Source organism: Pseudoalteromonas sp. SMS1, from assembly GCF_021530565.1.
In the GTDB taxonomy this organism is placed as follows: Bacteria; Pseudomonadota; Gammaproteobacteria; order Enterobacterales; family Alteromonadaceae; genus Pseudoalteromonas.
In genome coordinates this window covers 243,267-267,204 of sequence record NZ_JAKGBI010000001.1, presented here as the reverse complement: position 1 = coordinate 267,204, position 23,938 = coordinate 243,267, and the positions used below count along the sequence as shown (strand labels likewise).

The 23,938-nt window shown below is 41.9% G+C and carries 21 protein-coding genes; 9 read left to right on the top strand and 12 right to left on the bottom strand.

Going from position 1 to position 23,938, the window contains the following annotated elements; genetic code table 11:
• The first annotated feature begins 67 nt into the window (after nt 1–67).
• The 4 genes from ybaK (at nt 68) to L1286_RS01105 (ending at nt 4,851) form a co-directional block, all read left to right on the top strand.
• Nucleotides 68–526, top strand: a complete 459-nt coding sequence (gene ybaK, locus L1286_RS01120) for a Cys-tRNA(Pro) deacylase (protein ID WP_235405071.1) — start codon at nt 68–70, stop codon at nt 524–526.
• A 212-nt stretch (nt 527–738) separates the two neighbouring features.
• Nucleotides 739–2,991, top strand: a complete 2,253-nt coding sequence (locus tag L1286_RS01115; protein WP_235405070.1) for an acyl-CoA dehydrogenase — start codon at nt 739–741, stop codon at nt 2,989–2,991.
• A 77-nt stretch (nt 2,992–3,068) separates the two neighbouring features.
• Nucleotides 3,069–4,019, top strand: coding sequence for an aminoglycoside phosphotransferase family protein (locus L1286_RS01110; protein WP_235405068.1), 951 nt, complete (start codon nt 3,069–3,071; stop codon nt 4,017–4,019).
• Nucleotides 4,020–4,032: 13 nt separating this feature from the next.
• Nucleotides 4,033–4,851: an EamA family transporter gene (locus L1286_RS01105; RefSeq protein WP_235405066.1), complete on the top strand. Its 819-nt coding sequence runs from the start codon at nt 4,033–4,035 to the stop codon at nt 4,849–4,851.
• On the opposite strand, the gene L1286_RS01100 is transcribed toward L1286_RS01105, so the two are convergent.
• Together L1286_RS01100 and L1286_RS01095 are read right to left on the bottom strand one after the other, a co-directional pair.
• Nucleotides 4,852–6,501: a S8 family serine peptidase gene (locus L1286_RS01100; RefSeq protein WP_235405064.1), complete on the bottom strand. Its 1,650-nt coding sequence runs from the start codon at nt 6,499–6,501 to the stop codon at nt 4,852–4,854.
• A gap of 190 nt (nt 6,502–6,691) precedes the next feature.
• A complete protein-coding gene (locus L1286_RS01095; protein ID WP_235405062.1) occupies nt 6,692–7,771 on the bottom strand; it encodes an ABC transporter substrate-binding protein in 1,080 nt (359 codons plus the stop codon).
• A gap of 78 nt (nt 7,772–7,849) precedes the next feature.
• Here L1286_RS01095 and L1286_RS01090 point away from each other — a divergent pair, with 78 nt between their 5' ends.
• Nucleotides 7,850–8,236 (top strand): cytochrome b562, encoded by a 387-nt coding sequence (locus tag L1286_RS01090; protein WP_235405060.1) that lies wholly within the window; start codon nt 7,850–7,852, stop codon nt 8,234–8,236.
• Here the strand turns inward: L1286_RS01090 and L1286_RS01085 are convergent.
• On the bottom strand, nt 8,233–10,065 hold the full coding sequence (locus L1286_RS01085; protein WP_235405058.1) for a TonB-dependent receptor: 1,833 nt from the start codon (nt 10,063–10,065) through the stop codon (nt 8,233–8,235). The two genes, L1286_RS01090 and L1286_RS01085, sit on opposite strands and share 4 nt — an antisense overlap.
• A gap of 237 nt (nt 10,066–10,302) precedes the next feature.
• On the opposite strand from L1286_RS01085, the gene L1286_RS01080 reads away from it, so the two are divergent.
• A complete protein-coding gene (locus L1286_RS01080; protein ID WP_235405056.1) occupies nt 10,303–14,343 on the top strand; it encodes a rhombosortase-dependent cadherin domain-containing protein in 4,041 nt (1,346 codons plus the stop codon).
• A 147-nt stretch (nt 14,344–14,490) separates the two neighbouring features.
• Here L1286_RS01080 and ykgO read toward each other — a convergent pair whose 3' ends face one another.
• Complete coding sequence (gene ykgO, locus L1286_RS01075; RefSeq protein ID WP_063365231.1) at nt 14,491–14,631, bottom strand: type B 50S ribosomal protein L36; 141 nt, start codon at nt 14,629–14,631, stop codon at nt 14,491–14,493.
• Nucleotides 14,632–14,727: 96 nt separating this feature from the next.
• Entirely contained in the window at nt 14,728–14,985 is a 258-nt protein-coding gene (locus L1286_RS01070; RefSeq protein ID WP_063375393.1) for a type B 50S ribosomal protein L31, read from the bottom strand.
• A gap of 192 nt (nt 14,986–15,177) precedes the next feature.
• Here L1286_RS01070 and L1286_RS01065 point away from each other — a divergent pair, with 192 nt between their 5' ends.
• Nucleotides 15,178–15,438, top strand: coding sequence for a hypothetical protein (locus tag L1286_RS01065; RefSeq protein WP_235405053.1), 261 nt, complete (start codon nt 15,178–15,180; stop codon nt 15,436–15,438).
• Between the two features lie 121 nt (nt 15,439–15,559).
• Here the strand turns inward: L1286_RS01065 and L1286_RS01060 are convergent, their stop codons facing one another.
• Nucleotides 15,560–16,213: a DUF6058 family natural product biosynthesis protein gene (locus L1286_RS01060; RefSeq protein ID WP_235405051.1), complete on the bottom strand. Its 654-nt coding sequence runs from the start codon at nt 16,211–16,213 to the stop codon at nt 15,560–15,562.
• A gap of 149 nt (nt 16,214–16,362) precedes the next feature.
• On the opposite strand from L1286_RS01060, the gene dapA reads away from it, so the two are divergent.
• Both dapA and L1286_RS01050 read left to right on the top strand, forming a co-directional pair.
• Nucleotides 16,363–17,277 (top strand): 4-hydroxy-tetrahydrodipicolinate synthase, encoded by a 915-nt coding sequence (gene dapA, locus L1286_RS01055; protein ID WP_235405049.1) that lies wholly within the window; start codon nt 16,363–16,365, stop codon nt 17,275–17,277.
• A gap of 56 nt (nt 17,278–17,333) precedes the next feature.
• Nucleotides 17,334–18,632: a DEAD/DEAH box helicase gene (locus L1286_RS01050; RefSeq protein WP_235405047.1), complete on the top strand. Its 1,299-nt coding sequence runs from the start codon at nt 17,334–17,336 to the stop codon at nt 18,630–18,632.
• A gap of 52 nt (nt 18,633–18,684) precedes the next feature.
• On the opposite strand, the gene zapE is transcribed toward L1286_RS01050, so the two are convergent.
• The 6 genes from zapE to L1286_RS01020 all read right to left on the bottom strand — a co-directional run bounded on the left by zapE (nt 18,685) and on the right by L1286_RS01020 (nt 23,919).
• Complete coding sequence (gene zapE, locus L1286_RS01045) at nt 18,685–19,782, bottom strand: cell division protein ZapE (protein WP_235405045.1); 1,098 nt, start codon at nt 19,780–19,782, stop codon at nt 18,685–18,687.
• A gap of 217 nt (nt 19,783–19,999) precedes the next feature.
• On the bottom strand, nt 20,000–20,635 hold the full coding sequence (locus L1286_RS01040; protein ID WP_235405043.1) for a glutathione S-transferase family protein: 636 nt from the start codon (nt 20,633–20,635) through the stop codon (nt 20,000–20,002).
• A 316-nt stretch (nt 20,636–20,951) separates the two neighbouring features.
• Nucleotides 20,952–22,559, bottom strand: coding sequence for an AbgT family transporter (locus L1286_RS01035; RefSeq protein WP_235405216.1), 1,608 nt, complete (start codon nt 22,557–22,559; stop codon nt 20,952–20,954).
• A gap of 219 nt (nt 22,560–22,778) precedes the next feature.
• Nucleotides 22,779–23,081 (bottom strand): hypothetical protein, encoded by a 303-nt coding sequence (locus L1286_RS01030; protein ID WP_235405041.1) that lies wholly within the window; start codon nt 23,079–23,081, stop codon nt 22,779–22,781.
• A complete protein-coding gene (locus L1286_RS01025) occupies nt 23,074–23,337 on the bottom strand; it encodes a DUF3081 domain-containing protein (RefSeq protein ID WP_235405039.1) in 264 nt (87 codons plus the stop codon). The genes L1286_RS01030 and L1286_RS01025 overlap by 8 nt, the downstream gene beginning before the upstream one ends.
• Before the next feature lie 48 nt (nt 23,338–23,385).
• Nucleotides 23,386–23,919, bottom strand: coding sequence for an isochorismatase family protein (locus tag L1286_RS01020; RefSeq protein WP_235405037.1), 534 nt, complete (start codon nt 23,917–23,919; stop codon nt 23,386–23,388).
• Nucleotides 23,920–23,938: the final 19 nt, after the last annotated feature.

The window sequence follows — 23,938 nt, the reverse complement described above, 5'->3', positions numbered from 1 at the left end:
CCGATGAAGTAACCACAGTGGCAAGTTTCATCGTGCTCATTTGTGTCCATTTTATCAAGGAGATGCTATGACTCCAGCCATAAATTTACTAAAAAAACGCAAAGTGAAATTTGAAGTGTTAAAGTTCAAACACGATCCTAACACAACAAATTATGCCCAAGAAGCGGCGTTGAAACTTACCTTAGAAGAGCAGCAAGTGTTTAAAACACTGGTGATTGATGTCGACGGCGAGCTTTACATCGGAATAACACCAGCGAGTCAACAAGTTGACTTAAAGTGTTTTGCTAAGTCGATTTCTGGCAAAAAAGCTCAGATGGCCGACACAAAAAGAGCGCAAGCAGCCACAGGTTACCTGCTAGGTGGCATTAGCCCTTTCGCTCATAAGAAACACATACCAGTTGTGCTTCACGAAACGGCGAAAAACTACCAAAATATTTATGTGAGTGGCGGACGCAGAGGGTTAGAGATATCGATTTGTCCAGAGACACTCATCCACATCACAAAAGCGACACTCGCTAAATTTTAGCCCAAAGCGTCTAAATTCAGGGTTTTTCAAACGAAAAGTTTCCAAAATAAATTATTTCAGCGTACACGTGTAAGCTATTAATACTTAGCAACTTTTCCATGTGCTTACACAAAATCAGTAAAAATATCGTTAATTTTTTCATTGGAGCAATTGATCTAATTCTTTTTTTATGCCGTAATGTAGGTATATCTATCTGGTCGGATGAGTTTATTATGAGTTTAAGAACACAGCTAAGAAAAATTTTGCCAAGCATTTCAATCACAGAACAAGAAGCGTTAGACGCAGGGGATGTTTGGCTTGAAGGCTCTATCTATCAAGGAAAGCCAGATTTTGGCGCATTGAGAGCGGTGTCAGAGGCGACGTTGTCGGCAGATGAGCAAGCGTTTTTAGATGGGCCGGTAAAGACGTTGATGTCGATGATCGACGAGAACCACATACAAAATTCTAAGCATTTGCCAGAACATATTTTAGAGTTTTTGAAAAAAGAGAAATTCTTTTCACTAATCATTCCAAAGCAATATGGCGGGTTGGAGTTTAGTCCATACGCAAACTCAACCATTGTTGGTACTATTGCGACAAAATCGTCCGCTGTGGCTGTAACCGTTATGGTTCCAAACTCTCTGGGTCCTGGCGAACTATTGTTGCACTACGGAACAGCTGAGCAGCAGGCTCATTACCTCCCAAGGCTCGCGAATGGTCGTGATATTCCTTGTTTTGCTTTAACGAGCCCTGAAGCAGGATCCGACGCCGGTGGTATCCCAGACCAAGGCATCGTGACAAAAGGCATGTTCGAAGGTAAAGAAGTGCTTGGTCTAGAAGTCACGTGGGACAAGCGATATATCACTTTGGCACCGATTGCTACGGTTTTGGGCTTAGCATTTAAAGTATTCGATCCTAAAGGTCTACTTGGTGGGAAAGAGTCTCTAGGTATTACATGTGCTTTGATACCAAAGTCTCACCCGGGTGTTGAGCTAGGAAACCGTCACGATCCGATGGGGATCCGTTTTTACAACGGCACGACACGCGGAAATAAGGTGTTCATTCCGATGGACTTTATCATTGGTGGGCAGAAGAACATTGGCCGAGGATGGCAAATGCTCGTGAGTTGTTTAGGTGCGGGTAGGGGGATTTCACTGCCTGCGCTAGGTGTATCGACCAGCCAAGTTGCACTTAAATCAGCTTCAGAATATGCCGCTGTACGTGAGCAGTTTGGTCTTGCGATAGGACAGTTTGAAGGCATTCAAGAAAAGCTAGCTGACATTGCAGGTAAAGCATACCTACAAGAGTCAATGAGAGTACTTACGACCGAGGGCCTAGGTATGGGTCTTAAGCCGTCAGTTGTGACAGCTATCGCGAAATATCATATGACTGAACTTGGCAGAGATGTTTTAGACTCAGCGATGGATATCTTGGCGGGTAAAGCGATTCAAAATGGACCACAAAATACGTTAGCGAGTGGCTATGTAGCGCAACCTATTGCAATTACGGTTGAAGGGGCAAATATTCTAACTAGAAACCTGATGATCTTTGGTCAAGGTGTGATGCGTTGTCACCCATATCTACAAAGCATGGTTGAGTCTATTCACAGTGAGTCTCCATCGGCTGACAAAGAGTTTAATAAAATCCTACGAAAGACCATAGGATACAGTGTCGGTAATGGGTTTAGAGCATTTAAACTTGGTGCATTCCCATTTTTGGCCTCTGGTAAATCAAAGTTACCGGAAGTTGTAGAATACGAAAAAGCAGCTCAGCAGTTATCTGCGAAACTTGCTGTATACGCTGATTTTTCACTGCTAGTATTGGGCGGAAAACTCAAGCAGGCAGAGCTCCTATCTGCACGGTTAGGTGATGTTATGAGCTTTGTTTACGCGGCTATGGCGTCGATACGCTATTATGAACAAAAAGTTTCTGACAGTGAGCGTGCTCAAGCTGCGCCTTACTTCCACTACGCGACGCGCTATGCGCTTGGCCAAGCTGAGGAAGCACTGCATAAGTTTTTGGACAACTTCCCAAGTAAAGCTGCTCGCCGCTTTATGCGTATTGCTACCGTTAACTTTAGCTATCGTATGCCAAAAATCAGCGATGATATGATCCGCGAGTTAGCAAAGGCAGCACAAATGGATACCACATTTAAGCAGCAGTTGACTCATCTTGTGAAGCCAACACAAGGTGATGGGCATGATATTAACGAACAAGCTTACAAAGCTAAGATGGTGTGCTTGGAGTCGCTAAGTAAAGTGAAAAAAGCGCTTAAGCGTCGTGAGATTAGAGCGGGCGTTTCATTCGATGAAACGTTAAACAACGCATTTGTTGCAAACATCATAAACGAGCAAGAGTACATTAAGCTGGTCGACTACAACCGTAAACGTGAAAAAGCAATACGAGTAGATGAGTTTGATTTTGATTTAAACTTAATCGTGGATGAAAAATCGGATGAACGCTTAAAATCTGCAGTAAATCAATAACCCTCTTTGACACCCGCTTATATCTATAAGCGGGTGTTTCATATAGACTGCGTAAAAAGGGTTTACGTTTATTCATTATGCAGTCCTCTCTTTATAAAGAATTTCTTGAGTTAGCCAATCGCAGTCAAGACCGAGTAAATCTCTGGAACGGGTGTGGTACGTTAGAGAGATTTGTTGTCAATTCTCATTGCTACGTCGCAAAGATTAGCAGTGTGCCAAATGATCTTAAACATCGCGTTATAGAGCAATCTAGTTTCTCATTGAAACGTAAGGTGCGCAGTTATGAGAAAGAGCAACTGTTTTACAAACAGTACAGCGGAGTGCTCAATCCTCTTTGCACCGTGCCAAAAGTATATGAACTGCATAAAGAGCAGGGAACTTTCGTCACTATATTGGCTGACTTTCGTACACTAGGTTTTGAGAATAAAGCTTCTGCCAGTTTTGAAGACATAGTCGCGATATTGACATGGTTAGCTGGATTTCACGCTATTTGGTTAGAGCAGTCTACAAGTCACAGCTTGTTGGCTGAGTTTGGAGAGGGAAATTATTGGCACTTTAAAACCCGACCCGACGAATTTAAAAAAATGCCAGGTGGCCCACTTAAACAGCATGCGCAAAAAATTGACCAAATCTTAACTGCTACGACATTTAAAACGTTGATACATGGCGACGCGAAGTTAGCTAATTTTGCTTTCAATAATAAAGCGGTAATTGGTTACGATTTTCAGCATGTTGGTGTTGGAATTGGATTGTCAGACGTGATGTTATTGCTCACGTCAGTGCTTGAGTGTAACGAGCTAGAGGCGCTTAGTGATAAGCTGTTGGATATCTATTTTATGGCGTTAGCAAATTGTATGGCTAAGTGCCATGTTCAATTATCTTCGCAGGATGTGGAGCGTGAATGGCGCCCTTTATGGCCTTTGATATGGGCTGACTTTCATCGTTTTTTAGTGGGCTGGAAACCTGACCATAAAAAAATCAATCACTATATGAAATACCAATCGAAAAAATTACCCCTGTTTTTATAAGGTGCAATAGCTGATGGTGTATGCTCTTTTAAGTGCGTTATTTTGGGTTGGGTTTGACTACACGCGCAAACGCTTGTCCGCAGATTTTTCAGCTCCTTTGATGTCGGTGGTTTTTAGTGCACTGGTGTTACCGTGTTACATGATTTACTGGTTCTATGCTGATAAAACCATTCCAGACTCATACTATTTTTTCCCGGCGACGGTGAGCGGGTTACTTGCTGGGATCGGCAGTGTTTGCTTTATCCGTGCCTTAGCAGTAGGCAAAGTTGCAGTGATGTTACCCATGCTTTGCTTAACGCCTGTGATATCGGGCATTTTTGCTTGGTTTTGGTTGGGGGAATCACTGAGTATGATAGAGGTTGGGGCGATAGCTATCTTAGTAAGTGCTTCTTTTATATTACAAGGGGGCAGATTTACTTTTCTCGAGCAGGGGAGTACTTATATTTTCATCACTGCCATATGTTGGGGGTGCTGTATTGTATTTGATAAACAGGCGCTACAAGCAAGCAGTATTGAGTTTCATATCATGTATATCACTTTTGTTGTGCTCGCTTTTAATGGCTTATTATTTAGACCCAAATTAGATTTGATGAAAGCAATGAAGTTTACGCGCTTTTGGATTGGCGCGGCAGTTTGTTTTTCTCTTGCCGTCACGTTTCAGTTTGTCGCCTTATTAGAAGTTCAGCCAGGTATTTTGGAAGCGTTAAAGCGGGCTATTGGGATCATTGGCGCAGGTCTTATCGGCGTGTATATATTCAGAGAAAAACTAACCCCAACACAGTGGACCTGCGTTGGGGTTATTTTAATAACCAGTGTTATCTTCTCTATTTGATTAGTTACACTTAGCTACTTTTCTCCACACGTTTGAGAATACATCTGGACGAGCGCCTCGTGACCACCAGATTGAGTGGTACTCATACCCGTTGTAAGATACTTTATCTCCAATGCGGTAGAATGTTGAAGCACTCCAAGCCGATAGACCAGAACATCCTGGAGGAGTCACTACATCATCAACGGTTACTTGCTTAACGATGCTGTCAAAGTCACCTGCAGAATTAGTCACTTTTAGCGTTACATCGTATGTGCCTGCCTGCGCATAAGTGTGAGTAGGTGAACCCTGAGTACTTGAGTTACCGTCACCAAATGTCCAGTTGTAAGTACCCACTGTTGAAGAGTTAGAGAATGTTGCTTTCAAACCATCCGTTGTGTAGCTGAAGTTTGCAACTGGAACTGGGTCACCACCACCACAGCCTTGTGCTAGGTAATCATAAGCTGCTTTTGCTTGAACGATACCATAGCCATAAGATGTGTCGCGACCTGCGGCACCTTTGTCTTTTGCCGTCGCGTTTAGTGCTGCACGGATATCTGCGTTTGAACAATTCGGGAAGTTACTCCATACAAGCGCTGCCACACCTGATACATGCGGTGTTGCCATAGACGTACCACTGATGCTTCTGTAACCACCGTTATTCCAAGTAGAGTTAACGCCTACACCAGGACCTGCAATTTCAACTTGGCTGTTATATTGCGAGAATGATGCTTTGTTTTCAGAGCTATCTACAGCGGCTACTGAAACAACGTTGTTGTATGATGCTGGGTAGCTAAGCGCACTGTTTCCGCCATTACCTGCTGCTGCGATGTGGAGCATACCGCGCTGATAGCTTTGATCAAAAGCATTTCGTTCCGCAGTTGAACTGCCACTACCACCTAGACTCATACTGGTAATGTGTGAACCCGCTGCTTCACATTGATTAATTGCTTCGATTAGGTCAGAACCATAAGCCCAACGACCAGAATCATTGAATACTTTTACGATATGTAGACCTAGATTACCTGATGGGTTAACACCTACAACACCTGTTCCATTTCCGCCAAGTGCCGCAATTGTGCCCGCAACATGCGTACCGTGACCATTACCGTCGTTGTACCAAAGGCCTGTGTCATTAGAACCATAACCATCGTCGCCTGTTACACCTGAGCTCACAAGATCTTCGTGTGCACGATGATAACCTGTATCCATGATACATACTTTGCGGTTTGCTGCGGCTGCATCACTTACAAGCTTCGCTTGAACCATATTGATACCGTAGGGTGTAGATTCAGCCAGTGGAGAGATGCCTGCTTCAATGATTTCTGGAACGTAACGTTTCGGATCCACTTCTACCGTTTGAACATTACCGTTTTTCTCAAGCTCAGCGAGCTGCTCAGGCGTTACTTCCATTACAACTGCGTTTATGCTTGGTAAGGTTTTAATTGCAGTTGTGTTTAAATCATTTGCGAATAACGAAAGTGACTGAGCTTTAAACTCGGACACCTCAGCGTTTGACATTGCAACTGGCAATGTATTGGCGATTGATTCGCTTTTCAGAGTGACAATCATACGCTCTGTATTAGACGCGTGTGCTGTGGCAGTACCAAGCGCAGACGCAACGCCAAGGGCAAGTAAAGTACATTTAGTGCTTGTTAGAAAGTTGTGTTTCATTTTGTTTGTCCTAGTTACATGTTGTTAACCAATTTAACTAAAACAGGTATTTGGTCGGCTGTCAACTGCGTGAAATTCATTCAATTCAAAGCGTTGATTAATGTATTTATAACATAAGTTTAATTTAGATTAAATATTTGGTTATTTATTGTTCGGTGGATTGTTTTTTAGATTTATAGAGTCTAAAAGGTTAGAAATTTAATTCACTGTTAATCGTCATTATATTGTAATCTTTTTCATCGTTGACGAATTGAGAAAAGTCAACTTGATGCAGTCTATCTTCATGAATAGCTTTGTAGATGGGAGCAAATTCTGATTTATACGGCCTAAAAATTGCAATCTTTTGTGTGCCAATATACTTCACCAATCCAAGTTGGTATTTTTTGAGCTCAATCAGTAAATAACCGCCCAGTAAAACATGTCCACCGATTGAAACATCGAGTTTAGATTCATGCTCGTTGTCCCAGTTTATTCCCCCAATTTGTAGTTTATCTCTTATCCCAAGTTCAACTGCAGCTTGGCTTACACCAAATGCGATCGCGTCATTGGCACACCAAATCATATCAAGGTTTCTATAGCGTCTAAGCAAACCTCTTGATAGCTCTAAGGCGCGTTGTTTGGACCATTGTGCATCTACTTTTTCAACCAAAGTTATATTTGACATCCTATTTGTGAAACTTAATAGCCCTTGTTCTCTTTCTGTGGCCGCATTGGTCGCGATATCACCCAAAAATGCCAACATGGTGTGATTTTGTGTTTTTGGCGGTGTGTTACTTGCTTTTTGCACTAGTTCTCTTGCCAGTAAGCTACCTGCTTGATAATTGTCTGGCAAGATGGCGGCTTTAACCCCGAACCCTTTTGCAGCTAGCCTTTCCAATGCGAGTTTATTTGGGCTATTTAATAAGAATAAAATGTTTGGGTGTGTTTTTTCAGAGGTTAACAGCACCTCTGTAATAACACGTTTCTCATCCACGAGTATCAGATAGTCAGCGTCCGACTCTAAAGCTTGTCGGGTGAGTTGCTTCATTAATATATGGTTTCGCTGAGCAAACAAGGTTGTGAGTTCAATGTTGGTGTCTTGGGCAACGGCATTCATAATATTTGACACGTTAAACCAAAAGTTTCCAGTTGGATTATCGCTGTCAAACCCAGGGTTAATGAACGTGACCTTTAAAGGTTGCGATGCGTGAGCGCCAAAGCTGGTGGTAAACAATGACAAAGTAATCATTGTGGATAAAACGAAGTAAAACAAAATATTAATTTTCAACATGCAAACGCCCTTTACATAACCGAGTCTTGTGCAGTGTTCATAATTCTATATACTAGCGCAATCTGCTTGGGGGATCTTATGAAGTTTATACTTATTGTCGCATTTTTGATGTCTGGTTTAGTTTATGCTGAAACACAAGATTTGAACCAGATCATGAAGAAAATGGGTCATGAATACAAGCTTGCTATCAAATCTCAATCAGCAAATGAAATGCAACATCATATCGATGAATTTATTTCGCTCGTGGAGCTTGCAAAACATCAACGGTTTGGACGTGATCAGGCCAAAAAATCAATTAAAGGTTTGAACCTAACAATTGCACTCGCCAAACAAGCTGCGGCTTTGTCCAGTGAGAATACGCTCATTGCAGCAAAAGAGAAGCTCAAGGAGATAGAGGCGTTACGTGTCGAATACCATAAACTTCATGAACCTCCGGGAGTTTGGGAACTGCTTTTTGGTCGTTAGTTTCGCCAGTCAAGTTGAAATGATATTTGACGCTGTGGTATTTCAGGAGCATCTTCATCTGCGGTTGTTAGAAATGCCTTGTTTAGCAGGTTACTGACCTTGATTGTACCAACCCAATGTCTATCAAATTGCCATTTAGCATAAGTATTGATCATTGTGGCACTTGGTAATGGCTGCTCGCCAGAACCCGTTTCAGTTTTTCTAAACCGATGTGTGATTTCAGTAGAGAGCTCTACTTCCCGCCAAGTAAAACGATGTTTTATATTTGCTTTGATCGGCGCAATGCCTTGTACATAGTGACCGTTATTTTGCTTTGCCGATTGCTTGGCTACATTCCACGACAGACTATGCCCTGTAAACGGCGTAAAGTCGAAGGCCAACTCAAAGCCGTTTAAATCGACATGTTGTAAGTTATTATATGTTCGGTCACCACTAGGTAGTTTTGTGCGTTCAATAAAGTTTTCGAGCTTACTTTGGTAAAGATTGAAGCGTCCTGAAAAAGTCTGGTGTGAATAAATGTAGTTGAATTCAAAGGTGTTACTTGTTTCTGGATTTAGAGAAGGATTGCCAAAGGTATCTCCCCGTGGTGTCACGCCGTTAAAATACAGCTCGGTCATGGATGGAAATCTAAAAGCTGTACTGTAGGACACTTTTAGCAGCTGGTTTTCCCTTTGTCGTTCGGCAGACGCTTGGTATGAAATGTGGTTATCAGAACGACTCATATTGGTATTTTGGGCTTTGAAATAGTCATATCTGACCCCAAGATTGACGGTCATATCATTTAGCTTTATAGCTGTACTAACATAAGGCGCCAAATTAATCGTATGTCCATCAATTAAAGCTTGTTCTGTAACGAGGTTATCTGTCGAAGTCTCGCGGTCTGATATTTTAATACCATTTCGTGATACCCAATCTATTCCAAAACGCCAAGATGCCAATTGGCCATGCGCACTACTGTATAAGTTTGAGCCATAAGTATGTGACTGATAGCGTGTGAGGTTTTCTCTTTTATTAATTCTTTCGACTAGGCTATCCCAATTTTGGTAGTGATGAAAGGCTTTAAACAACCAGCGATCTGTATGGAGTGTGGCTTGAAGTAAGCTATGATTATCTTCAGGGTAAACCGCTACTTGATAATCGGGGTATTGATTACTGCTCTTGCCAATGTCACTGCCCATTGAAGGGATCCAGCTGATGTTGTAATCAAATCGCTCGAAAAGGTGACCTTGTTGATATAGCGCTGCAGCAAACTGTGTGTATTGAGCATGTAATGGTTGTCCTGACGCCGATTTTTCGTTTTGTGAATGGCGGACGCTTGTCGCGATAGAGTTAGACAGAGTGCCATATCCAACAGTTAAACTGGTTGCATCCGCAGGCATTTGATGTGCCAATGTAAATAGGGGCTGTTCTGGTTTTATTGTGGAGATATTCAAAACGCCACCCATGGCACCTGAGCCATGAAGTAGGGAGTTTGAACCTTTGTTAACGTCATACAAAGAGACGAGCCCTGCGGGCAAAAAAGACGCTGAGTTACCTGCTCTTCTGTCTGTTATGATAGGTATACCATCAACATTAGTTCTAATTCGCCAACCACCTAAACCTCGGATACTGTAACTTTGAAACAAGCCACCTTGCCCCGTTTTGTTCAGACCTGGAAACGCTTCTAGATGATCAGCAATAGTGTTATTTGGACTACTGAATGAATTTGGGGGCTGGGACTCCACGGTATTATCTGTAAAAACGGCTTCTTTTAGGAGGTTTTTTCCTGCGTATACCTCAATTACTTCAACATGGCTTGTTGTAGCCGCTAATCCCATTAATTCAATCATATATCTCCATAAACATTATTTTTACCGTGGATTAATTGGTATTTGTTACTACACTTTGCTCGGATACCTATCAATATATGAAAGATGTTAAATGTGTTCGTGTGAAGATTCAATTAGTTTTGATACTTGTAAATAGTTGTTTTTGAAATCTGCGGTTTGCACAGGTTGTTATATTTGCCGTTGATCGTAATGACTCGATAGGACAGAAAATTGTTACGAAAAAAAGGGATAAAACGAATGACACTTCTCCACCCAGTAAGTCTCGCTGTGGCGGTAGCTCTTGGCGGTGCTGCCTATTTAGCCTATGAAAATCGGGCGCAAGAAACCCCCTATGAAATGAAAGCTGATTTTCTTGCAAAGAAAGCTGCAAGTAAATCGCAGGCGCCAAAAAGATATGACAAACCAAAAGAAGCACATGAGTTTTATGTGCAACAAAGACTGCCCCTTGGTGCGACCAGTTTGCCTACAGAAAAATATTCAGCGGCGTTGGCACAGATAAAGAGTATGCCACATTACTCAATTGCACAGAGTTCAGTACTATTTGACTATCAGCCCCAATTGAATGCACCAGACGGTCAGAATCAAGAACTTGGTGATTGGCAAGAGCTTGGTCCCGGGAACATCGGTGGGCGTACAAGAACATTGATTATTCATCCAACAAATCACGACGTGATGTACACAGCTGGCGTAGCTGGTGGCGTTTGGAAAACAACCGATGCAGGTGCTTCTTGGCAGCCCTTAAGTGACCTTGCGACAAACCTCGCGGTAACAACTCTGACATTCGATCCTAATAACGCCGATATTATTTATGCGGGTACAGGCGAGGGCTTTTTTAATTTTGATGCGCTGCGAGGGGACGGAATCTTTAAATCATCAGATGCAGGCATGACTTGGGAGCAAATTTCAAGCACTGCAAGTAATGGTGATTTTCAGTATGTTAACAAAATCGCTTTCAGTAAAAATGACGCCAATATACTGTACGCAGCAACACGAACAGGTGTTCAGAAGTCTATGGACAGTGGGTCTACTTGGAGTACTGTATTTGTACCTGAGGGCGCTTCGGTTGGGTGTACTGATTTGAGCGTACTGAGTGAATCAAGTGTCGATGTCCTATTGACCGCTTGCGGGTCATTTAATGCGGGTGGCGTTCATCGAAGCACAGATGCAGGTGCAACTTGGACGCCAGTTATTGCCGATGCCACACAAGGGCGTACAACGATTGCGGTAGCGCCTTCCGACAATAATATCATTTATGCGTTGGCGGCAAACAGAAATTCTCACGCAATGGATGCTGTTTATAAGTCGACTGATATGGGGGCGACTTGGAACACGACCGTCACGCAAGATACTGCCGACTCTTTCACGAAATTACTGTTAAGTAATACGGTTTTCGGGCTGTTTGATCAGTGCTTTGGTGGCACGGCTCAGTTCTTTAACCAAGGCTGGTACGATAACATTATCGCGGTGGATCCGATTAACCCAGATGTTGTTTGGACTGGGGGTATTGATGTATTTCGTTCAGACGATGGCGGACAGTCATTTGTGCCGACAAGCGTTTGGTGGTTTGATCCGACTAACCCGCAGTATGCTCACGCAGACCAACATGAGATTGTATTCCATCCAGATTACAATGGCACAACGAATACAACGATGTTTGTGGGGAACGATGGGGGGATACAGAGAACTGATAATGCGCTGTCAGGTCGCTTAACGCTCAATGAAGTGTGCGGAAATACTGCTGCAGATCCTGCGCAACGAGTAAGTTGGTCAACACTTAATAATGGGTATGCGGTAACACAATTCTATCATGGAACAGTCAAACCTGATGGGGAAAGTTATTTTGGTGGTACACAAGATAACGGGACATTGTCCGGTCAAGATGGCGGATTCAATGGTTGGATAGAAATACTCGGTGGTGATGGTGGATGGACTGCAATTGATCCAACAAATCCTGATGTTATGTTCGCTGAAAATACGGGCTTGTCTATTCAAAAGTCAACAGATGGTGGACAGAGCTTCAGCAGCGCTACAGTGGGTATCTCCGGTGATAATGGATTCCCATTCATTACACGATTTGAAATGGCACCATCAAACCCACAAGTATTATGGATAGGTGGAAGTCAATTATGGCGCACAGATAATCAGGCAGAAAGCTGGTCGGCTGCATCTGGCGTGCTTAACGGTTCAGTTTATGCGATAGGCATAGCACCCAATACAGATAGTGCTGTGGCAGCAGGCACCAATGGTGGCACAATTTATGTCACTTACAATGCGGATCAAGCTGATACACAAACTCAATGGGTAGAAGCAACGCTTGAAGGTGGCGCAACTGTCAGCTCAATCGCATTTGACCCCAAGGACAATCAGGTCATTTACGCAACGCTTTCCAACTTTGATGTCACGCATGTGTGGAAGACAACTGATGGTGGCCAAAATTGGCAAGCAATGGATAATGGCTTACCCAATGTACCTGCGATGACAATTGCTGTGGACCCAACGAATACACAACGGCTATTTGTCGGTACTGACTTGGGCGTTTTTGTATCGATTGATGGCGGAATGAATTGGATGGCAGATGGTTCAGGTTTAGCGAATACCAATATTGCCAAATTGATTATTAAGGATTCCGAACTGTTTGCGTTTACGCACGGTCGCAGTACTTATAAGGTTGCGATAAAAAATGAGTCTGATAGAACCTTAGAAACACAAGAAGATATGTCGCTTATGTTGAGTGATGTATTAGTCAATGAATTTGGCCAGCCTTATGATTCAGTAGAAATTGTCGATACGCCTACCGGGGGAGCCTTGATGTCTGCCGACGAAGTACTTGAAGTTGGGGACCAAGTACAACAAGCTGATTTCGCGAACGTCAGCTACAAGCCCAATGATGATTTTTATGGTGATGATGCCTTTACATTTAAAGGTATGATGACGGAGTCAGTTCCAAATAACGACGGTGAAGAAAATCAGCATACGGTCAGTATCAAGGTAAAAGCGGTTAATGATGCACCAGTGATTGAACCTGTAGATGATATGACATTGTATATAGATGAATTGGTTGAGGTAGACTTCAAAGACCATATTGAAGATGTCGACAGTGATAATTTAATGATTTCACTAGAGCCTTCGGTGCCAGGCATGTCATTTATTGACGGTGTTCTCTCGGGAAGACCTTTTGAAACGTTCAGTCAGCAGATGACACTAGTGGTCAGCGATGGTGAACTGGAAGTTATGCAGTTCTTTAATTTGGATATTGTTGAGGCGCCTAAACGCGCACCAATGATTGAAGAAGGTCAGTCATTCGAATTGCAGGAAAATAATGACGAGAACACTTCATTAGGTATGCTCGCGTTTAGTGATCCTGACCCAGAGGTGTCGCCAGTTGAACGCTTTATGATTTTAGACGAAGTACCATTCATGATAGATGAAACTGGTGAGATCTTTGTAACTGAATCCTTGGATTATGAGATTCAAAATGAATATAGTTTCTTTGTGCGAGCGGTTGATACATTAGGCAATACATCGGAGTATACAGAGGTTGAAGTATCTGTAACAAACGATAGCGCAGACGACGATATTTCTGATCCGGTAATCGATGAAGGCCAGATGTTCGAAGTCATGGAAAATTCAGAAATAGGGACTGTGATAGGAACAATAGAGTTTGACCATGCCGATGAAGCCTCTATTGTGTCATTTGAAGTGTTAGGTAATGTCCCGTTTGAAGTCAATACAAGTGGCGGCGTCACTGTATCAGGTGATATCGATTTTGAAACAAATACGTATTTCGAATTTGCTGTAAAAGCGATTGACGATAAAGGCAACGAATCTGAGTACACGAAAGTTAAAGTAACCGTCATTGACGATCCAAATGATACAGGCAGTGATCGTGACCCTGTGATTCCGGCTGGTCAAGTGTTCGAAATAAGGGAAAACGCCGCGTTAGGTACCATTGTTGGACGTCTTGAATATTCAGATCCAGACCCTGAAACATCACCAGTGAAGGAGTTCTTTGTAATTGGTAACGCGCCATTTGTTGTAGAGGATAATGGGGATATTGTGGTTCAGGGAAATCTTGACTTTGAATTCCAAAGTGTCATTAAGTTTGGCGTCAGGGCTGAGGATACTCGCGGGAATATGTCTGAGTATACCGAAGTAACAGTCAACTTAATTGATGTGAGAGGTAATGATGATGATGACAATGATGGTGACGCAGGCTCATTTGGTTTCTTGACATTGTTGAGCTTACCGCTGGCATTATTAAGAAGGCGTAAACGCTAAAATCAACTTTTAAAGCGGCATTAGCCGCTTTTTTTTCGACTAAAATTTTGTATAGATTTAATAAGTAATAGGTGAAATAAAAAAGGAGAGAAGAGAGCAGAAGCACTTTGTTTTCAAAGTGCTCATTGTTAATTCAGAGACTCTAAATTAACGTTTTTTCTTTTTGTTACCCTGAACTGCTTTGAATCTAGGGTTAGTTTTACAAATCACGTAAACTTTGCCACGGCGCTTAACAACTTGGCATCCTGGTCTACTCTTTGCGCTTTTTAATGAACTTAAAACTTTCAATTTATGCTCCTTTACTTATGTTATAAATTTTAGGCGACTGGCCTCGTCTTGACATCGCCTAGTAACCTAGCCGATGTCAAAGCGTTGCTTGAGATATTACTTCGATGTTGAAGCAATATTCTTGAAGCGGCGGTTGAACTTAGCAACGCGACCATCGCTAGCAACGATCTTCTGCTTACCAGTGTAAAACGGGTGTGAAGCGCTAGATACATCGATTGGAACGTAAGGGTATTCTTTACCGTCAATCTCAACAGTTCTGTCAGATTTGATAGTTGAGCCAACGATGAAGTATTTGTCTACTGCAGTGTCATGAAACGCAACTGCTTGGTAATCCGGGTGGATATTTGCTTTCATATTAAATTAAAACCTTATGAAATGTGATAACGTCACAAATATTATTCTATTTGAGAATAGTTTTCAATTAATTCTAATAATTATTTTTTTTGACGATTTTGATTACTGATTGTACTAATAAGTAAATTGTTACTGGATCTTCAATATCAGGCTGTTATAACTAGAAGCGAGATCGAGAAAGAGGATAACGCCGTGACTGAACAAGCACAACAATTAGACAATGGTGTCATTGCGGAATTGCAAAATAAGGATCATTCATCTTTAGCCCAGCAACTTAATGGGTTGACTTGCGATCACAGTGACATTGTAGAACTACTTGCTCATTATTTAGTGTTGAGCGAACAAGACGATGATCAAAAATTTGATGATTGGTATGACAATTTATGCGAAGACCAACAATTAGTACTTAAAGGTTTTGAAATTATTCGTGCTCATTATGAGAATACCAACTAGGCAGTATTTTAATGTAAACATGCGTCGCCATTATTAAAATGTAAAAGCCATTTTTAACAATGGCTTTTACATTTAGTGCTCAGCCTTTTGTCAAGCGGCGATTTTCAAACCCGCGGTATTTTTAACCAATAGACAAATCATATTTCTGCATTACGCTATCAATGTATTTATCACGCAATGATGCACTACGCTCGTGCTCTGCGTGGTGGCTTAAAGCGCGATTTAGCAATTTAATTGCATCATGTAACGGGCTCCTTTGCGCTAACGGAATAGAATGGCTTGTTTTATCCTCTGTTATTGAATCAACAATCGCTCGGCCGAGGTCAATATATACCACTTCTTCAACCCGCCCATTTTGGCTAATGACCCCATATTTGCTGCAAAGGAACTGCTGCCAAACCTGTTGGATGTGCTCTGATAAATCGTCAGAAAATTTATCATCTTGAGAAATGATGCCTTTTTGCGCACACGACTGAAGTGTCGCAACATACTTTTGTTGGAACAATTCATAAGCATGGCTAGACTGCGTCACGTCGTGTTTAATAATTGTTAGACCCCATTCTATCAGGCCGCGAGGGTAGTAGTCGGTGATTTCTAGGCATTCATATAGGCCAAGATATGAACTGCACTTAATTTGATTTTCAATATTGTAACTGGCATTGGGGAACAAGCTATTGTCTTGCCATAATTGCAACTGAGGTAAGTCAATTTTAAGCAAACTACACAGTTCTTGTGTGTCGTAAAAGTTCGTTTTCAAGTAGTCAGAAAGTCGCATAGTGCATACTGGATGAATGTACAGTGTTTTGATTTTGTATTAATTCTCACCGTTAAGCAAGAAAATTTGTAAATCTTTCTTTTTACACTCGGCATATAGAGCCAATTGTGTTACAACATATCGTATATTCACAATCAGTTAGAATTTGCATGCGAAGTATACAAACTATAAAAAAAGCCAGCTTAATTACAGCCATTAAAACGCCTTATAAAATGAATGGAGAGATAGACTTAAATGCTTATGATGCATTAGTTGAAGCTCAAATTGAGGCGGGTGTCGACGGTATCATTGTTGGTGGCACAACTGGCGAAGGCCAATTAATGAACTGGGAAGAGCACTTAATGCTCATCGCGCACAGCGTTAGCCAATTTTCTGAGCGCTTGATTATTGTGGGTAATACAGGAAGCAATAACACACGCGAAGCAATTAAAGCAACGGAGTATGGGTTTGCATCAGGTATGGATGCTGCACTTCAAATTAACCCTTATTACGGTCGCACTTCTGATAAAGGGGTGATTGAACACTTCACACGCGTATTAGAGATTGGCCCTGCGTTTGTATACAACGTACCGGGTCGAACGGGACAGGATTTAACCCCTGAAATTATTGAACCATTATCAAAACATAAGCATTTCATCGGTGTTAAGGAATGCGCCGGCAACGAGAGAATTGCGCATTACGAAGCCCAGGGAATTGCATGTTGGTCTGGAAATGATGATGAAGCACATGATGGTCGTCACTTCTGTCAGTCACATGGTGTTATTTCGGTTACATCAAACCTTGTGCCGAAACTGTTCAGGCAGTTGATGGATGAACGCAATGATACGCTTAATAAAGAGCTTGCACCAATGATCAACTGGCTTTTCTGTGAGCCAAATCCAATCGCGATAAACACGGCGCTAATTATGACTGGTGCTGTTAGTCCCGTATTCAGGCTGCCATATGTGCCTTTAAATAAAGCACAGCAGTTACAAGGCCAAAGCTTGATAAATGCGATTGATGAACAGTACATCGTTGGCGGAAAAGCAAATTTGGTGGATGATACGCTACTTAAGCTTTGTTAATACCAATTAATGACGTATAATCTGCGACCCTCATTATTGGTCGCAGGTTTGTTGTTATGAATTTTAAATCGTTTAGTTTCCCGGAGCCTTTGTTAGAAGCCTTAGATGAAATCGGCTTCAAAGAGCTCACTCCTATTCAACAGGCGGCCATTCCTGTGATTAGAAAGGGGCATGATGTCCTGGCTACAGCGCAAACAGGGACGGGTAAAACCGCGGCATTTGCGCTACCTGTGATCCATAACCTGCTAAAGGGCACATCATCAAATTCACCACGTGCACTTGTTTTAGCACCTACTCGAGAGTTAGCTGAGCAGATTGCCGTCAATTGCGAATCTTTTTCTAAATATACGTCACTGCGTACAGTCGCTGTTTTTGGTGGTGTGAATGTAGAAGGTCAATCACAGCGTCTGGCGAAAGGTGCAGATATTGTTGTAGCGACACCGGGTCGCTTATTAGACTTAGTTCGTTTGGGAAGCGTTGATTTGTCAAACATCGAACATCTAGTACTCGACGAAGCGGACCGTATGTTAGACATGGGCTTTATTGATGAAATGCGCAGAGTAATTGGCCTTGCTCGAGAAGATAAACAGCTTTTGTTGTTCTCTGCCACTTTCCCTTCGGAAGTTAAACAATTCGCCAAGCAAGTACTCAAAGACCCTAAGCTCGTCCAAACCACTCCTGAGAATACCACTGCTGAAACTGTTCGCCATGTTGTGTATCCGGTTGAACAGCAACGTAAAAAAGAGTTGCTCTCTGAACTGATCGGTAAGAAAAACTGGCAACAGGTATTGGTATTCGTCAATATGAAAGATGATGCGGATACGATTGTTCAAGAATTAGCGCTAGACGGGATTGCGGCCACTGTGTGTCATGGCGACAAGAAACAGGGAGCAAGGCGCCGTGCTTTAAGAGAGTTTAAAGAAGGCAAGGTTCGTGTACTTGTTGCAACTGAAGTTGCCGCGCGAGGAATCGACATTGAAGGCTTACCGCGTGTAGTTAACTATGATCTCCCTTATTTAGCCGAAGATTATGTTCATAGAATTGGTCGAACAGGTCGTGCAGGTAACAGCGGCCAGGCAATTTCTTTTGTCAGCCGTGAAGAGGAGCAGTTCTTACTGCACATCGAAACATTAATTGGGCAAAAAATTAAACGTTATTATTTACCTGGTTACGAGGTGGCAAATCGTGACAATTTAATCGAAAACTTGAGTAAAAAGCCGAGCCACCAAAGAAGAAAAGTCCGTACCAATAGACCGAGTAACCAGGCAAGTGGTGAGGCGAGAGCCAAAAACCGCAATAAAATTAGTTCTGTAAGAAGCAGGCTAAAAGGTGTGAAGCTAAAGTTAGACAAGTAAATCTAGCTAATATAGAAAGAGGTGAACTTTACTCGCCTCTTTCAAATCTCCTTTATGCTGTGATTGGCAAGCCGACTAACTGCCAGGATTGCATCTCAACCAGTCTGCTTTTTGTTCGCTCGAACTCAAATGCCAGTTGTTCCCCCAGATACAGTGACCCTAATTCGACCTCTGTTGAAATCACCACCAGCTTTTTGCGGTCATAACATTCATCCACCAATGCGATAAATCTTCTGGCTTCATCATCAAGTGTATGTGTTGCGTAGTTTTGCTGTGGGCGAATATACCCTTCTTCTATACCTTGCGCATTTTTTCCATTCTCAACAGATACGCCCATTTGCTGAACACCGCTAACAAAAATGACTTCATACTGATTGGCAAGTTCTATGTAATCAGATGTGGATCTTGGGGAAGAGCAGAGCTCAAGGAAGTTTGCCAAAATAGCTGTTTGACAGGCGCCTTCTATGAAAATAGGCCTACCATTTACCTCTATCGTCCTTTGGCGTTTGACTCCGGAAATATGCCTAAAAACAGAGTCGAACTTTGTCTGATTTTTAACAAAATAGTAGCGACTACTGAAGCCATTTTTAAACCGATGATCAAACTCCCCGCAAACATTAACCACGTTACATTGCGACAACAGTAGCTTAATTGTCGGCTCAAATCGACTACGTTGTAAGCCATTTTTGTATAGTTCACTCGGGTGAGTGTTGGATGTAGTTACAAATATGATACCGTGTTTGATAAATGCCTCTAAGAGCCCAGCGAGTATCATTGCATCACCAATATCCTTTACAAAGAATTCATCGAAGCAGAGTACTTTGGTGTGTGTTGCCCATTGCTTCGCTAGGTTTTGTAAAGGGTTCTTCACACCTTGTATTTCTCTCAACTGCTGGTGGATTTTCGCCATAAAGTGATGAAAGTGAAGCCGTTGTTTATTTGACGATTCAAGTGATTCAAAAAATAAGTCCATTAAGAAAGATTTGCCCCGTCCGACAGGCCCATACAAATAAATGCCTTTCGTTTTACGATTGCTCGTGATGTTCACCAATAGGTTGTCTAGCGCGGAGATAGCATTGCTTTGAGATTGGTCGAGAGTGAGGATGTTTTCATTAACGAGTTTATCGTACCGGGATTGAATAATAGACATTTAATTAAACTAAGGAAACGTGGTTCGGAATATACTAACGTGTTAGTAAAATAATATGAAGTTGCTGTTTAGAATTTTAGAATGCATACCATAGTTTCAGCAATTCACTTTAGGATAAGGAAAATCCGTATTTTTATTATGTAAAATTGAATCTAAATTGAAGTTAAATGTATCCGAGTTGGCGAACTAGGCGGTAAAAGTTACCGCCAAAATAAGATTATTTGTAAGGACTTAAATCAGTCTGTTCTGTTTCGCATACTTTTTTGATCACAGGGTGCTTAGCCAAAAACCTTAGGTAGTTTGATAGGTGTTCAAATTGTAGGGGCGGTTTGTTCAGTTCGTCTGCCCACACACAAAGCATAAACAAATAGCAATCACATATTGTGAATTGATCATCTACAACATAATTTTTATCTGCTAAATGTCGATTTATGATCTCAAACATACTGACTAAGCGACTTTGTTGTGTTTTAACTATGTCATCGTACATTAAAGCACTTTGAGTATGCCGCTCAGGGTAGAAGTAAATCATGAGCTCGGCTTGTACTGTTGTCGTAAAGTACATAAGCCATTGGTAAAACTCACCTTTTTTGTGAGGATCTGAAGGTATCATCAGAGACTCTGGGTGCTTCTCGGCGAGGTATAAACAAATAGCACCGCTTTCAAATAACACAAAATCATCGTCAACTAAGGTGGGGATCCGTCCGGTAGGGTTTAGCCGTAAATATTGTGCAGATTTGTGGGCTTGTTTCTTTCTATCTACAAGCTCTAGTTGGTATGGGACATTCAATGCTTCTAGAACAAAATGTGGGGCGAGACTGGCATTGCGGGGGTAGTAAAACAAAGTGTACATAGCTGGCCTTATCATCAAGTTTTTATTGGCTGGAAAGCTCCTTTTTTGGTAATTCCATAAGCACTTTAGGACAGCATTTGAATAATAACAAATAAAATGCTCTATTTTTATTCAAAATTATATATCCGGTAAAGAATGTTTACATTATTAACCAATACTTTCTCTAGCGTTAAAGATTTTACCCCAACGAGGTATTTTTTAGGAAGAGGGGCCAAGCAAATTTCAAAAGATTATGATTATTCTAATGAAGTGTGTTTTGTATTAACAGAAGTGAATTGGAGCATTATGTGAGTTAGCACATAATGCTCCAAAAAGGCTAAGGCGTGTAATAGATTGGCGAATTTGGACCAACTGGTAAGCCAAATCCGAACACCCAAATGTAAAATAGTGCAACCCAGCCAATAAAGAAGAACATACTGTAAGGGAGCATTGTCGCTACGAGCGTACCAATTCCCATGTCTTTTTTATATTTAGTGGCGACTGCCAGTATTAGACCAAAGTAACTCATCATTGGTGTAATCAAGTTCGTTACTGAGTCACCAATACGGTATGCAGCTTGAATTGTTTCAGGTGCATAGCCAACTAACATCAGCATTGGAACAAAGATAGGGGCTGTCACCGCCCATTGTGCTGACGAGGAACCTAAGCTTAAATTAACCAGGGCACACATTAGAATGAACAAGACAAAGACTTCAGGCCCGGTCAGATTCAAGGCTTGCAGTAATGCTGCCCCATTAATTGCCAAGATTGTACCTAAATTAGTCCATTTGAAGAAAGCAACAAACTGCGCAGCAAAGAAAACGAGTACGATATACATGCCCATTGAACTCATGCTCTTACTCATAGCGTCAATCACATCACGATCATTTTTCATAGTGCCCACAACCCGTCCATATACAAAACCTGGAATGGCAAAGGTCACGAAAATAAATACAACGATGCCTTTTAAGAAAGGGGAACCTGCAACCGCTCCAGTTTCAGGGTGACGTAAAATACCGTCTTCAGGCACGATTGTCAGTGCAAGTAACGCTGAAACTACCAGTAAGGCAACACCAGCCCATTTTAAACCAGACTTTTCTTTGTCAGTTAAGTGCTCAATATTGTTCTCTGACAAATCGATACTAGCTTCTTCAGGGTTGTATTTACCGAGTCTCGGCTCAACAATTTTTTCTGTGACTAGTGTACCAACGATGGCAATCAAGAATACAGATATCATCATGAAGTACCAGTTCGCCTCAGGGCCAACTTGGTATGTTGGATCAATCATCTGAGCGGCTGGCGTTGTGATCCCAGCGAGAAGTGGGTCAATGGTACCAAGCAGTAGGTTGGCACTGTAACCTCCAGACACACCTGCAAACGCAGCTGCTAGACCTGCTAGTGGGTGTCTGCCTAAACTGTGGAAAATCATCGCTGCCAGTGGGATCAGGACAACATAACCGAGTTCAGAAGCTGTATTAGATAAAATAGCTGCAAAAACAACCATGAAAGTTACGAGGCGTTTTGATGCACCCATTACCATACCGCGCATTGCCGCTGATAACATACCAGAATGTTCAGCAACACTCACACCTAGCAATGCAACTAGCACAGTACCAAGCGGAGCAAAGCCAGTGAAGTTTGTTACGAGTCCTGTAACAATCTTTTGTAAGCCTTCGGCGCTCATCAAGCTAACTACTTCGATAACTCCATCAGCATCACGGCCTTTTGCGCCTTCAGGTCGAGGGTCTATTGCGCTTAATCCCATCCAGTCGGCAATGCCACTGAATAAAACAATTGCAATACAGAACATCGCAAAAAGCGTAATAGGGTGAGGAAGCATATTCCCTAAAAATTCAACTGTCGCTAAAAAGCGGTTAAATAAGCCACTTTGTTGCTCAGGAGATTGTGAGTCTTGTTTAGCTTTAGTCTCTACTGCATTCGACATAGCAAATTTTCTCGGTTCCAAAAAATGCGGCATACCTTACCACTTTTTCGTTCAGTGGTCATTTATTAAAGTTAACTAGAAGTGAAAATGAGATAAAATTACAAGTAACAGTGATGAAGGGCGCAGCGCAAGTGCCGATACAACTTGCACTAGCTAGTGACTTGGCCAATTAATGAACTATTTGTTTTTCTTATTTTTTCTGGCTTAGACTATTCCTGTTTAAAGCGTTGTTACGCCTTTAAAAAGTAAAGGGTATTGTCTCAGTTTGTTGCCGATGTAATCCTCTGCCATGATGTGATTGCAAATCCGCTCTACGTCGTCATCAACGGCAAGCAACCACTGCATATGTTCTATTGCACGCTGAAATCCTTTTTTTAGAAATTGCTGCTTTTGATAGTATTCACAATTACGTTTCAGGATCGATATTTTGTGTGGCTCTGCTTTGAGCACGGCAATGACTTTTTCTAAATATTGAGTCGAAGCACTGTCGGTTCGACATACTCTGTTACGTCGTTCAATCATCAATGGCGTCTGCTATTTGGCTGAGTTTTTTCATGAAATCCTGTTTTTGAGACTCTTTGTCGTATTCAAAATGATACGTGTTATGAAACCCAAACCTAAGCAACACACCGCTCCCTTTTAAATAAATGGTATAGCCGTCGGGATCTGAAAATGCAGTGACCCCGTCAAGTTGCTTCCCCAGGTCGTATTGTTGTCCATTTTGGCTAATGTGCTCGTACACCTTTAAAACCAATGTTGTGCTTAATTCATTTTTCATATTACTGCCCTAATTTTTCAAGCTACATATCAATACTAACGATATAACCTACTGGATCAGTTTTGATATCTGTTTGAACTTCGCATGTTTTGCGTCCTTGAGCACTTCAAATAAAAAGGTTTCAAGGCTCATTACCTTAGCCCCATCATTGCGCAGCTGTTCTAACGCCCACGCTTTGTGCTGTGGGTTTCTAGAGCAAACACCATCTGCAATGATATAAACTCTGTGTCCTTGATTTAGCAAATCCGTCGCGGTGTGATAGACACAAATATGGGCTTCTAGCCCGACAAGAACTTTAATGCTTTGATGGTCTATTTTATTGGCAAAGTCACTGTTTTGCGGCGTTGCACTGAAGGTCGTTTTTTCTACTACAGGCGGTGAATAAGCCAAAAGCCTGCTGTCAGTATGTCCTAATCCTTTGGGGTATTGTTCAAAAGCAATTGTAGGTATATCTAATGTTTGTGCGGCCGAAAGCAATTTTTGCGTTATTTTTACTGTTGCATCATATTCTGTTATGTGTGGCTCAAAGTTCTGTTGAATATCGACGACCAATATTTCATATAAATGTACGTTAGTGGTCATGGAGCAATCCTTTTGTTAA